1 protein-coding gene is annotated in these 15,696 nt (G+C 64.4%); it reads right to left on the bottom strand.

The annotated features are described in order from the left end of the window. Positions 1 to 117: 117 nt before the first annotated feature. The gene (locus tag HU737_RS00980; RefSeq protein ID WP_367616005.1) at positions 118 to 15,402 is read right to left on the bottom strand and encodes an autotransporter-associated beta strand repeat-containing protein; all 15,285 of its coding nucleotides are present in this window, start codon (positions 15,400 to 15,402) and stop codon (positions 118 to 120) included. Positions 15,403 to 15,696: the final 294 nt, after the last annotated feature.

The following is a 15,696-nucleotide window of genomic DNA, read 5'->3' as shown; positions in this document are numbered from 1 at the left end:
CGGCCTCATCGCGGGGCAAGCCCGCTCCTACAGGATCAGCAGCGCAGCCAGTCCTGTAGGAGCGGGCTTGCCCGCGAAGGGCCGCAGAGCGGCCCCGAGGCCAGTGCAGCAAAACAATCAGAAGCCCATGCTGAAACTCAGCACCACACCATGGTCGCGGTTCTCGCTGGAGAGCTGCCCGGAGTAACCCAAGCCAAGCTTGCCGCTCTCACCCACGGACAAGTCGACCCCGGCCTCGACCACCGCAGCATCGCGGGCAATCGGCACCCCTTCGACGCTAAAGCCCGCGCCGCCCTGAACGAAGTTCATGTCGGCATCCGGCTTGGTGTCGCCGAAGGCGTGCCGCCAGCCGACCGACAGCCGTGGGGTGACCTCACTGCCGTTGTCGAGGGTGATGCGTTTACCCGCACGCACGCCAACGGTGGAGAAGGTCACGTCCTGGTCGACACTGGCTTCAAGCCGCCCTACCCCACCTTTCTCGCGCCCGGTGTCGCTGTCGTAATTGACGTATGCCAGGCCTGCGAATGGCTCCAGGGCGACACCGCCGACATCGAAGGCGTAGCCCACTTCACCAAACACCTGGGCACTGCGCGCCTTGTAACTGGACTTCAGACGGTCGTCGTAGGCGCCCACCTGGACATCACGCTTGGTGTCGATGTCATGCCAGCTGTAACCGGCACCCAGTCGCGCGGCGAAGGCGTCGAGCTGGTAGTTGAGGTAGGTTGCCAGGTGGTAGCTGTCGACCGAAGCATCCGAGTTGCGCCGGCTGGCGTCGATGCTGGTGCGGGTATAGCCGGCGGCGACACCGACTTTCCACTGGTCATCCAGCGCGCGGTCAACGCCGAGAATGAAGCCCGACAGCTCGCGGTCGACACTGGCGTGGTTGCTATTGCCATCGTAATCACCCCAGCCACCGAGGGCGCGCATCCAACCCACGGCCTGACCTTGGCAACCCTCGCTGCTCATTTGCTGGTTGGCGGTCGGCGCCAGGGTGCGCCGTGGGTCGTTCTGCGCAGTGCAGTCGGCCTGGCGCATGCGGTCGTTGACGGCCTCGCGGAGGTAACGCGAATCCTCGATCAGCACCGTGGCGGTACTGGCGTGGATCTCGCCGGAGAGGCTGTCGAAGGCTGCGCGGGCCTGTTGCTGATCCATGGTCAGGAGGGTGTTCTGCAGCGCCGTTGGTGCCGCCGTGGTGTCCAGAGCACTGGCCACCGCGTGCTGGTTGCGGGTAGCTGCGACGTCGGCGAAATCGTTGTCGTTGCGGCTGACAGTAATGGTGACGTCGTTGTCGCCATAATCGATATCGCTGTCGATGAACGCGCTGTTGCTCAGGTTGGTGGTGGCGAAGGTGCCCTCCACGCCGTCGTCAGCAGTGACCACCGTGTACTGACCGTTACCGTCGGCCAGGCTGGTGACTTGCAAGCTACCCCCCAGGTTGGCGGTACCGCCGACGTTCAAGGCACTCACGGTTGGCTGGTCGAGGGCCACTACCAAGGTGCCGTCGGCGGCGTTGGTGAAATCACCAGTGACGCTCAGGTTGCCATCGCTGCCCGGCAGCACGGTACCGTGGTTGGTCAGGCTGGCGAGGGTGCCGTTACCGGTCAGGCCGGCGCCGCTGCCCACGGTAACTTGCGCATCGAGGCTGGCATTGGGGTTGGCGGCGTTGCCGACCTGCAGCACGCCCTGGTTGACGTTGAAGGCGCCGCTGAACGGGTTGTCGCCCGTCAGCAACAAGGTGCCAGCGCCAGTCTTGGTGGTGGTGCCGGTGCCGCTGAGAGCGCCTGCGTAGGTGCCGTTGGCCGCCTGCTGGAAGACCAGGCTGGCGTTGTTGAGGATGTTGCCTTGCAAGCTGCTGGTGTTACCCACCAGGGTACCGCCGCTGACTGTGGTGCCACCGCTGTAGGTGTTGGCGCCCGCCAGCACCAGGGTGCCGGAATCGAGCTTCTCGATGCCGCCGCTACCGGTCAGTGCAGCGCTGATCAGGGTGGTGGCGCCAGCGTTGACCCGCACTGCGGCCAGGCTGCCATCGGCGCCGTTGACCGGGGTCAGGCTGCCACCTGTGCCAGGCACCACTTGGTAGCCGTCAGTGAGGAACTGCAGGCCAGTGAAGCCTTGGTTGCCGACCACCGTGACAGTGCCCGCCTGGCCACCGAACACGGCGAACTGATCGGCCCAGGTGTCGCTGCTGGTCCCGGCGGCGTTGGTCCAGTTAGTGCCGCTACCCCAGGTGCCGCTGCCACCGGTGATGGTGCCATCGGCGCTGGTCTTGCTGCCGTTCCAGAACAACAGCGAGCCATCGTCGCCGCCCACCACCAGGTTGATCTGGTTGGCGATCGCGGTCTGCAGGGTCAGGTCAGCCAGGGCCACGCTGCCGGGGATGGCGCCGAATACCAGGCCGTTGTTGGTCAGCGTGCCGCCATAGCTGAACAGTTGATAGACGCCGGTCCCAAAGCCACCGGCATCGGTGATGTTGAGGGTGCCGTCGAGGGTCAGGTTGCCCGCGACCTTGACCGCGGTGGTGGACGCCGTTGGTGCGCCAAGGTCAAGGTTCAAGGCGCTACCCGACGACAGCGCGAGGCTGCCGACCGACAGCGCGGTGCTGCCAGCGCCAGCGCTGAGCGAGGCGCCGTCTTGTACCTGCACCGCGCCCGCCAGGGTACCGCTGCCACCCAGGTTGGCGCCGCCTGCAACCACCACGTTGGCGCTGTCGAGGCGACCGTTGACCAAGAGGCTGCCGCTATTGACCTGGGTGTTGCCGGTCAGGCCGTTGGTGCCGGTCAGCAGCAGTTCGCCAGTGCCGTTCTTGGTCAGCGTACCGCTGCCGGTGAGGTTGCCGGTGTAGCTGCCATTGGCGTTCTGCTCGAAGGTCAGGGCAGCGTTGTTGAGGATCGCACCTTGCAGGCTGCTGCTGTTGCCGACCACGCTGCCGGCGTTGATCTGGGTGCCGCCGGTGTAGCTGTTGCTGCCGCCCAGGGTGAGCTGGCTGGCGCCATTCTTGATCAGGCCACCGGCGCCGCTGATCGCACCGTTGAGGGTCAGCGCGTTGCTGCCGGCGATGGCCAGAGCACCGTTGAGCACGCTGGTGTTGGCCAGGGTGACGGCCTTGTTGCTGTCCAGGGTGGTGCCTGCGGCGGCGGTCAGGGTGCCACTGCCCAGGGCGCTATCGTTACCCACCACCAAGGTGCCGCCATTAAGTGCGGTACCGCCGCTGTAGCCGTTGGCTGCGTTGAGCACCAGGGTGCCGTTGTCGAGCTTGGCCAGCTTGCCGGTGCCGTTGATGGCGACGTTGAGGGTGGCGCTGACGCCGTTGTCGACGCGCACGTTGGTCTGGCCGCTGCCCCCGTTGGCGGCGATCAGCTCGCCCGCGGTGCCAGCATCGAGCACATAGCCGTCGGTGACGAACTGCAGGCCGCTGATCGACTGGCTGCCATTGACGGTGACGGTGCCCGCTGCGCCCTGGAAGATGGCGAAGGTGTTGTTCCAAGTGCTATTGACGGTCGCGTTGGCGTCGGTCCAGTTAGTCGTGGTGCTGTCCCACGTTCCGCTGCCGCCGTCGATCTGGCCGTTGGCGACTGTCTGGCTACCGTCCCAGAACAACAGGTTGCTGCTACCACCGACCACCAGGTTGACCTCGTTGGCGACGCTGGTCTGCACGGTCACATCGCTCGCTGGAACCGGCGTAGTGCCAATGGTCAGGCCGTTGTTCTGCAGGGTTCCACCATAGTCGATGAGGCTGTAGACACCAGAGCCGAAGCCGCCCAGGTCAGTGATATCGAGGGTGCCGTCGAGGGTCAGGTTGCCAGCGACGTCGATCAGCGCCGCGCCGCCCAGTGGCGCGCCGAGGCCTGCATCGAGGATCGAGTTGGCCCCCATGTTCAACGCGCCGACGCTCAAGGTCGAGCCGCTGTTGACCGCCAGGCTGGCGCCATCCGCCAGGGCCACTGCGCCGCTCAGAGTACCGCTGCCGCCCAGGGTGGCGCCGTTGTTGACCGCCACGTTGGCGCTGGCCAGGCTGCCATCGACAGTCAGGGTGCCGCCGTTGACGTTGGTGACGCCAGTCAGGCTGCTGACGCCGTTGAGCGCCAGGGTGCCGGCGCTGATCTTGGCGAGGGTACCGGCACCGCTGATAGCCCCGTCGAAGACCCCGCCAGTCACGCTCAGGCTGTTGCCAGCGGCGATGTCGATCACACCGTTGCCGCCGATATCGCCCAGGGTGGTGTTGCCATCCAGGTTAAGGGTCGCGCCACTGCTGACGTTGAGCTCGCTCTGGGTACCGAGGGCGGTGGTGCCGAGGGTGCTGAGGCTGCCCGAGAGGATGTTGAGAATACCGCTGAAGGTGTTGTTGCCGCTCAGGGTCAGGTCGGCTAGGCCGTTTTTATTGAGCACGCCATTGCCGCCGAGCACCCCAGCAAGGTGCAGGTCGCTGCTGCCCAGCACGTCGACTGTCCCCGTAACGTTCAGCGCGTTGGCAATGGTGACCGGGCTATTGGTATCCAACGCGGCGCTGCCGGTGACGTTGAGGCTGCCGCTACCCAGGGCACTGTTGTTGCCCAGGACCAAGGTGCCATCCTGCAGCTCGGTACCGCCGCTGTAGGTGTTGGCGCCGAGCAGCGTCAGGCGGGCGGTGCCCGACTTGAGCAGGCTGCCGCTACCGGCGACGATGCCAGTGAGGGTCAGGTCATTGCTGCCGAGCACCTGCAGCTCACCGGCGAGGTTGACGTTGTTGCCGAGGATGACGGTCTGGCTGCTGTCCAGTTGCGTACCACCTGCGGCGTTCAGTGCGCCACTGCCCAGGGCAGTGTTGGACCCCAGCAGCAGTTGCCCGGCATTGAGCGCCGTGTCGCCCAGGTAGCTGTTGTTGCCGCCCAGACGCAGGGTGCTGGTGCCGAACTTGACCAAGCCTCCGTTGCCGCTGATGTCGCCATCCAGGGCAAGGTTGTTGCTGGCGCTGAGGTTCAGCGGGCCGGCCACGCTGATGTCGTTGGCCAGGGTCACGATCTTGTTGTTGTCCAGGGTGGTGCCGGCGTTTGCAGCCAGTGCTCCACTGCCCAGGGCTGTGTTGCTACCAACCACAATAGTGCCGCCACTCAAGGTGGTGCCGCCGCTGTAGCTGTTGTTGCCGTTGAGCACCAGGATGCCGCTGTCGAGCTTGTTCAGCGTGCCGCTGCCATTGAGTGGCAGGTCGAGGGTCGCGGTGACGCCAGGATCGACCCGCACTGAGGTGTCGCCGCTGCTGCCGTTGATCAGGTTGAGTGCGCCGCCAGTGCCGGCCAGCAGGCGATAGCCATTGTCGACGAATTGCATGCCGTTGACGGTCTGGCTGCCTTGCACGGTGACATCGCCAGCGGGTGCCTGGAACACCGCGAAGGTGCCACCCCAGGCGCTGTTGACGAGGCCGTTGATATCGGTCCAGTTGGTTCCGGCGCTGTTCCACACGCCGCTGCCACCATCGACCAGGCCGTTGGCAATGCTCTGGCTGCCGTCCCAGAACTGGATGACCAGGTTCGGTGAACTGACCAGCAGGTTGACCTGGTTGGCCAGGGCGGTTTGCAGGGTCAGATCGGCGCTGGTCACCCCACTGGGCAAGCTGCCGTAGACCAGGCCGTTGTCAGTGAGGCCACCGGCGTAGTCGAAGATCCGGTAGATACCATTGCCCATGCCTCCGATGTTGCTGACATTGAGGGTACCGTCGAGCGTCAGGTTGCCGCCGACATCGAACAATGCAGTGCCACCGGTGAGCGGCGAAGCCAGGCCAATGTCGATGATCGAGCTGCCGTTGAGCACCAGTGAACCCAGGCCCAGGGTGCTGCCACTCTGGCCGACCAGATGGCCGCCGTTGGCGATAGTCACAGGACCTGCGACAGTGCCTGAGCCGCTCAGGCTGGCCCCATTGGCGACGGTGAGCGCTGAACTGTTGAGGCTGCCATCGACTTGCAAGGTACCTGCGCTGACCTGAGTGCTGCCGCCCAGGTTGCTGGTACCGGTCAGGGTCAGGGTGCCAGTACCGAGTTTGTCCAGGTTGCCCGCGCCACTCAGGGCGCCGGCGAAGGTGCTGCTGGTGTTGTTGCTGCCCAGGCTCAGGGTACTGCCGATACCGATGTCGGCCACGCCCGAGCCGGTCAGGCTGCCGAGGCTGGCATCGCCATTGAGGTTCAGTTGGCCGGTCGCGCCGATGTTGAGATTGTCGACATTGGCCAGCACGCCACTGCCCAGGGTAGTCACCGATCCGGCCTGGATGTCCAGGTCACCGGTAAAGGTCTTGGTACCGACCAGGGTGACATCGTCAACCCCGGTCTTGACCAGGTTGCCGGTGCCGGCGATATCGCCGCTGAGGGTCAACGCACTGCCAGTCTCCAGGGTCAGCTCGGCGCCATTGCCCAGAGTTATGTCGTTGCCCAAGACCATGGTCGCGCTGTTGCTGAGGGTCGAATCGCCGGTGACGCTCAGATCGCCCGTGCCCAGGGAGCCGGAAGTGCCCAGGGTCAGGGTACCGGCTGCCAGTTGGGTACCACCTTGGTAACCGTTGTTGCCGTTCAGGGTCAGGTTGCCACTGCCTTGCTTGATCAGGCCACCGGTGCCGTTGACTACCCCGTTCAGGCTCAGGTCGTTGCTGCCATCGACGGTCAGGCCGGCATTGAGGGTAACGTTATTGCCCAGACTGACCGGAGCATTACTGCTCAGGGTCGAAGCGCCAGCCACTGTCAAACCGCCCAGGCCGAGTGCTGAATTATTGCCGACCACCAGCGCACCAGCGTTCAGCGTGGTGCCGCCCAGATAGTTATTGGCGCCATTGAGGGTCAGCGTCGAAGCACCGCTCTTGACCAGGCTGCCTGGGCCGTTGACCACGCCGTCGAGGGTCAGGTCGTTACTGCCCAGCACAGTCAGCGCGCCGGCCAGGTTTAGCGCATTGGCCAGGCTGACCGCGGCGCTGGAATCAAGGCTGGTGTTAGCTGCAGCGTTCAGGCTGCCAGTGCCCAGGGCGCTGTTGCTGCCGACCACCAAGGTGCCTGCATTCAGGGCGGTGCCGCCACTGTAGGTGTTGTTGCCATTGAGGGTGAGCGTCGCTGCACCGTTCTTGATCAGCCCATCGCTGCCAGCGATGACGCCGTTGAGGGTCAGGGCCTGATTACCCGCCAGGGTGAGGAAGCCGTCGGTAAGGTTGACTGCGTTGGCCAGGGTCAGGGCCTGGGTGCTGTCCAGGGTGGCGGCACCATCCACGGTCAGCGCGCCACTGCCCAATGCGTTATTGTTGCCTAGCAGCAGGCTGCCATTGCGCAGCGTGGTGCCGCCGCTGTAGTTGTTGTTGCCATTGAGCACCAGTTGCCCTGCACCTTGTTTGTTCAGAGCGCCAGCACCGCTGATGACGCCATCCAAGGTCAGCGCCTGGCTGTTATTGACAGTGAGGGTGGTCGCCGCGCCGAGGCCGATTGCATTGGCCAGTTGCAGCGGGCCGGTTGCCAGCAGCGAGCTATTGCCAGTGACCGAAAGGTTGCCTGTGCCGAGCGCGGCATTGTTGCCCAAGGTCAGGCTGCCAGCGGCCAGGGTGGTGGTGCCCTGGTAGGTGTTGCTCCCACTGAGGGTCAGGTTGCCAGTACCGGTCTTGTTCAAGCCGCCCGCACCGCTGATCACGCCGGACAGGGTCAGGTCGTTGCTGCTGATGAAGCTCAGATCACCACCGAGGGCGATCTGGTTGGCGACGCTCAGCGGGCCCAGCGTATCAAGATTGGCGTCGCCGCCGAGGGTCAGGCTGCCCGTGCCCAGGGCCTGATTGTTGCCCAGGGTCAGGGTCCCGGCATTGAGGGTGGTGCCGCCACTGAAGGTGTTGGCGCCCGCCAAGGTTAGTTCGCCAGCGCCGTTCTTGGTCAGGCTGCCAGCACCGCTGACCAGGCCGTTCAAGGCCAGGTCGTTGCTGCCAGCAACGTTGAGGTTGCCGAGCACGTTGACGGTGTTGCCGACGCTCACCGCCGTATTGCTATCGAGCGTTGTGCCATTGGCCGCATTGAGCTGGCCTAGGCCGAGCGCAGTATCACTGCCCAGCACCAAGCTCCCGGCGGTGAGGCTGGTATTGCCCAGGTAAATGTTGCTGCCGTTGAGCACCAAGGTACCTGCGCCGGCCTTGGTCAGACCGCCAACGCCGGCAAGGTTGCCATTGAGCGTCAGGTCCTGTGCGGCGGCGATATTCAGGCTGCCGGCAAGGTTGATCTGGTTGCCGAGGGTCACGGCCGCTGTACTGCTCAGTGTGGTTCCGCTACCAGTGTTGAGCGCCCCGCTACCCAGGGCTGAGTTGCTACCGACCACCAGGGTACCGGCGTTGAGTGCAGTGCTGCCCTGATAGCTGTTGTTACCGTTGAGCGTCAGGCTGCCCGCGCCGGTCTTGATCAGGCCACCGCTACCACCAATCACCCCGCCCAGGGTGATGTTGTTGCTCGCCTGGGTGGTCAGGTTGGCGTTCAGGGCAATGGCATTGGCCAAGTTCAGGGCGCTGCTGCCGGTCAGGGTCGCGGGGCCGGAAACGGTCAATGCGCCGCTGCCCATGGCATTGCTATTGCCCAGCGTCAGCGTGCCGGCGTTCAACGTGGTGCCGCCGGCGTAGGTATTGACGCCATTGAGGGTGAGGTTGGCGGCACCGTTCTTGACCAGGCTGCCTGCGCCACTGACAACCCCATTGAGTGTCAACGCGTTGCTACCGCCAATGCTCACGGCGCCGAGCAGGCTCACCGCATTGGCAAGATTTAGCGCCGTATTGCTATCGAGCGTGGTGCCTGCAGCCGCTGTGAGGGCGCCCGTACCGAGCGCGCTATTGCTGCCCAGCACCAGGGTGCCGCCACCCAGACGGGTGCCACCGGTATAAGTATTGGCGCCATTGAGCACCAAAGTGCCGGTGTCGAGCTTGCTCAGCAGGCCGCTACCGGTCAGCAAGGTATTCACTGTGGCCGTGACATTGGGGTCGACGCGAATCGTAGTCGCACCATTGCTGGCATTGGTCAAATTGAGCGAGCCAGTACCACTGAGCTGATAGCCATCGGTGACGAATTGCATGCCGGTGATGTCACGCGTACCGACCACATTGACAGTGCCTGCGCTGCCCTGGAACACCGCGAAGGTGTTGGCCCAGGATTGATTGATTACACCGTTGGCGTCGGTCCAGTTGGTGTTAGTGCCGTTCCAGGTGCCGGTGCCGCCATCAATGGTGCCGTTGGGGATGTTCTGGGCGCCGTCCCAGAACAGGACATCACCTGCCGCACCCACCAGCAGGTTGACCTGGCTGCCGATCGAGGTCTGCAAGGTCAGATCGCCAGGCTGGACACTGCCGGGCACGGTGCCGATGTTCAAGACGTTGTCGATCAATGCACCGCTGTAGTCGAACAGACGGTAGACACCCAGGCCAAAGCCGCCGATGTCGCTGACATTGAGGGTGCCATCCAGGGTCAGGTTGCCATTGACGTTGACCAGCGCAGTGTTGCCGGTGGAGGGTGAGGCCAGGCCAAAGTCGAGGATCGAGCCGCTGTTCAAAGTCAGCGCGCCGGTGTTGAGCGTAGCGCCGCTGTTGGCGATCAGGTGCCCGCCATTGCCGATGGTGACCGGGCCGGAGACGCTGCCACCGCCACCCAGAGCGGCGCCGGTATTGACCTGAACGCTGCCAGTACTGAGCGAGCCACTGACATCGAGGGTGCCGCCAGTGACCGTGGTGTTGCCGCCGATAACGTTGACGCCAGCCAGTTCGAGGCTGCCACTGCCCTCCTTGATCAGGTCGCCATTACCCGCCAAGGCACCATTGAACACACTGTCGAGGTTGTTGCCGCCAACGCTCAGGTCGCTGCCAGCACCGATGTTCACTGCGCCGTCGCCGGTCAGGCCACCGACGCTGGTGCTCGCGCCGAGATTGAGGCTGGCGCCAGCCCCCACGTTGACTGACGAGGCATTGCCCAAGGCCGCGCCACCAATCGTGGTAAGGCTGCCGCCAAGCAGGTCGACAGCGCCGCTGAAGCTGTTGTCGCCGCTCAGGGTCAGGTCGGCCAAGCCGGTCTTGATCAGCCCGCCATTCCCGCTGATGTCGCCACTGAGGGTCAGGTCATTGCTGCCCGCCACGCTGAGGTTGGCGTTCAGATCGATGTCATTGGCCAGGTTGGCCACTGAGCTGTTGTCCAGGCTGGCGGCGCCTGCCACGGTCAGGGTGCCGGTGCCCAAGGCATTGTTATTGCCGATCACCACGCCGCCAGCATTGAGGGTGGTGCCGCCGCTGTAGGTGTTGTTGCCGTCCAGCGTTAACGTCGTGTTGCCGTTCTTGATCAGTTGCCCTGCCCCGCTGACGATACCGCCGAGGGTCAGCTCGTCGCTGCCCACCAAGGTCAAGTCGGCATTGAGGTTGATGTCGTTGCCCAGGTTGATGGCGGCGCTGTTGTCCAGGCTGGCGGCAGCACCGACGGTGAGATCACCAGTGCCGATGGCACTGGCATTGCCCAGGACCAGTTCGCCGGCATTGAGCAAGGTGCCGCCAGCATAGGTGTTCAGGCCATCGAGGGTCAGCGAGCCGGTGCCGTTCTTGATCAGTTGGCCACTGCCGTCGATCACGCCGGTGAGGATCAGGTCGTTGCTGCCAACCAGCGTCAGCGCGTCGTTCAGGGTGATGGCATTGCCGACGCTGATATCGGCGCTGCTGTCGAGGCTGGCGGCGCCGCCGACGGTCAGTTTGCCGCTGCCCAGCGAGGTACCGGTACCTAGCACCAGTTCACCGGCGTTGAGCACGGTACCACCGGTATAGGTGTTCGGCCCGCCCAGGGTCAGGCTGGCGGCGCCATTCTTGATCAGGCTGCCGTTGCCACTGACCAGGCCAGCCAGGCCGAGGTCCGCGCCGCCGTCGATGGTCAAGGCTCCGCTCAGATTGACCGCGTTACCCAGATTGACCGCAGTGCTGGCATCCAGGCGGGTTCCGCCAGCGGCATTCAGCACACCAGTGCCCAGGGCGCTGTCGCTGCCAACTACGATGCGCCCGGCGACGAGGTTGGTGGCACCGGTATAGGTGTTGGCGCCGGTCAGGGTCAGGGTGGTGGCGCCGTTCTTGGTCAGGCCGCCCACGCCCGCGATGACGCCGGCCAAGGTCAGATCATTGCTGCCAGTGAGGTTGAGGTTGCCAGCCAGGTTCAGCGCATTGGCCAGGGTCAAGCCAGCCACAGAGCTGTCCAGGGTGGTGTTGGCGGCGGCGTTCAATGCGCCGCTGCCCAGCGCGCTGGCACTGCCGACGATCAAGCTGCCGGCGTTCAGGGTGGTGTCGCCGGAGTAGCTGTTGTTGCCGGTCAAGGTCAGGCTGGCGGCGCCGTTCTTGATCAAGCCGCCGGTACCGCTGAGGGTGCCGTTCAGGGTCAGGTTGCTGGTGCCAGCCACTGTCAGATCATCCCCGAGAGCGACGGCGTTGGAGAGCACCAAAGCGCCAGTGCTGGCCAGGGTCGACGCGCCACCGACCGTCAACGCACCGGTGCCCAGTGCGGCGGCATTGCCCAGGGTCAGCGTGCCGGCATTGAGCGTGAGGCCGCCAGTGAACGTGTTGGCGCCGGACAGGGTCAGGTTGGCTGCGCCGTTTTTGACCAGCGCGCCGCTGCCGCTGATGACTCCGCCCAGAGTGGTGGCATTGCTGCCCAGTACGCTCAGGGTGTTGGCACCCAGATTGACCGCATTGCCGAGGTTGACTGCGGTATTGGCATCCAGGCTGGCATTGCCGCCCAAGGTCAACGCCCCCATACCCAAGGCATTGTTGTTACCTACGGTGAGTGTGCCGGCATTGAGCGTCAGCCCGCCACTGAAAGTGTTGTTGCCGTTCAGGGTCAGGCCAGCTGCACCGCTTTTGAGCAGTGCGCCTGTGCCGCTGATCACCCCGCCGAGGGTAGTGGCGCTAGTGCCCAGCAGGTTGAGGGTATTGGCGCCCAGGTTGATCGCGTTGGCCAAGCTGACGGCAGTGCTGGCATCCAGGCTGGCATTGCCGCCCAGGGTCAGGGCACCGCCACCCAGGGCATTGTCGTTGCCCACGATCAACTTGCCAGCGTTGAGGGTCAGGCCACCGCTGAAGGTGTTGTTGCCGTTCAAGCTCAGGTCGCCCGCGCCATTCTTGACCAGCGCACCGGTGCCACTGATCACCCCGCCCAGGGTGGTAGCGCTGGTACCGAGCAAGTTGAGGGTGTTGGCGCCAAGGTTGATGGCGTTGGCCAGGCTGACCGCACTGCTGGCATCAAGGTTGGCGTTGGCACCGAGGGTCAATGCGCCGGTGCCCAATGCAGCGCTATTGCCGACGGTCAGTTGCCCGCCATTGAGCGTAGTGCCGCCTGCATAGGTATTGACTCCATTGAGGGTCAAGGTGGTGCTGCCATTTTTGCTCAGCCCGCCAGCGCCGGCGATCACCCCGGCCAAGGTTAGGTTGTTGCTACCGGTGAGGTTGAGAGTGCCCGTCAGGTTCAGCGCATTGCTCACGCTCAAGTTGGCGACGGTGGAATCCAGGGTGGTATTAGCCGCGGCATTCAGCGCGCCGCTGCCCAGCGCGCTTGCGCTGCCGACAATCAACGTGCCGGCATTGAGCGCAGTCGCGCCAGTTTGGCTGTTGTTACCGCTCAGGGTCAGGCTGGCGCTGCCATTCTTGACCAGGCCGCCAGTACCACTGAGGTTACCCGCCAGGGTCAGGTCGTTGGTGCCATTGACTGCGAGGTTGGCGCCAAGATTGACCGCGTTGTTGAGCGTCATGGCGGCATTGTTGGCCAGCGTGGCCGCGCCGCCCACAGTCAAGGCGCCAGTGCCTAGGGCCGCGGCACTGTTCAGGGTCAGGGTGCCGGCATTGAGCGTCAGGCCGCCGCTGAAGGTATTAGCGCCTGCCAAGGTCAAGTTGTCGCTGCCGTTCTTGATCAGGGCGCCCGTGCCGCTGATCACTCCGCTCAGCGTGGTGGCACTGGAGCCCAGCACGCTCAGGGCATTGGCGCCAAGGTTGATGGCGTTGCCAAGGTTGACCGTGGCGTTGGCGTCCAGGCTGGCGTTACCGCCGAGGGCCAACGCCCCCGTGCCAAGGGCCGTATTGTTACCCACGATCAGTTTGCCGGTGTTGAGCGTGGTGCCGCCACTGAAGGTATTGGCGCCGTTGAGAGTCAAGTCGGCCGCGCCGCTCTTGACCAGTGCTCCGGTACCGCTGATCACCCCACCCAGGGTGGTCGCGCTGGTGCCGAGCAGGCTCAGGGTGTTGGCCCCAAGGTTGACGGCGTTGGCCAGGCTGACGCCGGTATTGGCATCGAGGCTGGCGTTGCCGCCGAGGGTCAGCGCGCCACCGCCCAGGGCATTGTTATTGCCCACGGTCAGCTTGCCAGTGTTTAGGGTCAGACCGCCGCTGAAGGTGTTGGCGCCATTGAGGGTCAGGTCGGCTGCGCCGCTTTTGACCAGTGCGCCGGTGCCGCTGATCACGCCACTCAAAGTAGTGGCGTTGGTCCCCACCAGGCTTAGGGTATTGACACCGAGGTTGACCGCATTGGCCAAGCTGACCGCCGTGCTGGCGCCCAGGCTGGTGCTGGCGCCGAGGGTCAGTGCACCGGTACCCAAGGCCGTGTTGCTGCCTACGGTCAGGGCTCCGCCGTTGATGGTGGTGCCACCGCTGTAGGTATTGGCACCATTGAGGGTCAGACCGCTGGCGCCATTCTTGACCAGTGCGCCGCTGCCGCTGATCACCCCGCCAAGGGTCAGAGCGTTGCTACCGGGTAGCGTCAGGGTATTGCCGGCCAGGCCAATGGCGTTGCCCAGGGTCAGCGCGGTGCTGGTATCGAGGCTGGCATTGCCGCCCAGGGTGAGTGCCCCGCTGCCCAGCGCACTGGCATTGCCCAAGGTGAGCGTGCCGCTACTCAGAGTCGTGCCGCCAGAATAGGTATTGACCCCGTTGAGGGTCAGGCTGCCACTACCGCTTTTGACCAGCGAGCCTGTGCCGCTGAGAATGCCTCCCAAGGTCAGGGCGTTGCTTGAAGGCAGGCTAAGTGCCGCATTGAGCTGCACGGCATTGCTCAGCACCAGTGGCACGCTGCCTTGCAGACTAGCGGCGCCATTGACCGTCAATGAACCGCTGCCAAGGCCAGCTGCGCTGGTCAGGTTGAGGCCGCCAGCGCTAAGCACGGTGCCGCCGTTGTAGGTGTTGCTGCCCGCCAGGGTGAGCAGGCCGCTGCCGGACTTGGTCAGTGCGCCAGCGCCCGACAGCACGCCGCTCAAGCCCAGGTCGTTGCTACCACTGACGGTCAGGCCTCCTGCGTTGAGGGTCACGGCGTTGGCCAGGGTCAACCCGGCAATACTGCCCTGCAGCGTCCCGCCATTGCTGGTGATGCCGCCACTGCCCAGCGCGGCAGCGTTATCGAAACTTAGGATGCCGCCATTGAGCGTGGTTTGAGTAGTGCCATTGAGTACCTGGCCGACCAGGCTCCAAGTACCGCTGTCGACGATCAGGCGGTTGAAGTTGATGTAGTTGGAGGCATTGATCGTACCGCTACCGCCGGTGCCGCTGCCGCCACCGATGGCGTTCTGCAGTGCCAGGGTGTTGGTGCCGCCGGCACCGCCATCGATCTTGCCCGCCGCCGCGAATGCGAGGTTGGGGTTGCTGGTGACCAGCAAGGCAAGGCTGACACCCAGCCCCGCGCCGACACTCGAACCAGTGATGGCGTTGAAGCGGTTGCTGCTGTTGGCCCCCATCGACAGGCTGCCGGTGAGGGTCCCGGCGTTGGTGAAGGTGTTGCCCGTCGCCGAGGCCTCGAAGGCTGCCCGGCCCAGTATGGTGCCGGTGTTGGTGAAATTCACCGTGCTGCCGCCGGTCACGGCGATGACCGGAGTGTCCTCGCTCAGTATCGTCAGGCTGGCCAGCGGCGTGGAGCCGATACTGCCGGCGTTGGTGATGGTGGTGGTGCCCGTAGGACCGTTACGCGCGTCCAGCGCCATGCCGGTGAGGTTCAGCAGGCTCGCGCCCAGCAGGGCGCCGGTGCCCTTGATCACGCCGCTGGCGTTGTTATTGATGGTGAGGGTGCTGGAGGTGCCGGTGTTGCCGATCTGCACGGCGGAGGACTGGATGCTCAGCAGCCCCAGCAACGTCGGGTCGATGGTTCCGGAGTTGTTCAAGGTGTTGTTGTTGCCGGCCAGCGACAGGGACGTCCCGCCTATGCCGAGCAAGGTGCCCAAAGTGGCACCGGCGTTGACATTGACCGTAAGGCCACTGCCGCCGTTGGTATAGCTCGGTGCCAGTGGGTTGGCCGCGCCGTTGCAGGTGATTATCGACCCCGCCGCGCTGCAGGCGGCCAGCGCCTGTTCACTGCTCAAACCAAAGGCCATGCCCCCCACTGCCAGGCTGATAGCCAATGACAGCTGTGAAATACGTGCAGGCGAACGCTTGGCAACTCTTCTGTCCACGGATAGCTCCTTCGTGGATCAGGCCATTCAGTCCTTGAATGCGTGTGGCAAGTTGCGCTGCCGGGGGAACCAAAACACGCGACGAGTCGAATAGCCTGACCTTGGCGACTACTGATTTCCTTTGAGGGAATGTGTAGTCGCTGCCGGCGCGGCAATCGGAAATCACGCGGATAAAATGGTGTTAATACTTTGTGCCTCAAGCACGTGTTTCGCGGGGTACAGGCCAGAGGCCGTTGGATCCAACCGACGAACGGTGGCTCTACTGCGTTCGTCGATTGTGTGCTTTAACGTTCC

It is taken from the genome of Pseudomonas urmiensis, assembly GCF_014268815.2.
GTDB lineage: Bacteria > Pseudomonadota > Gammaproteobacteria > Pseudomonadales > Pseudomonadaceae > Aquipseudomonas > Aquipseudomonas urmiensis.
Note: the sequence above shows the minus strand (reverse complement) of the source record. Positions and strands in the feature narration are given on the sequence as shown.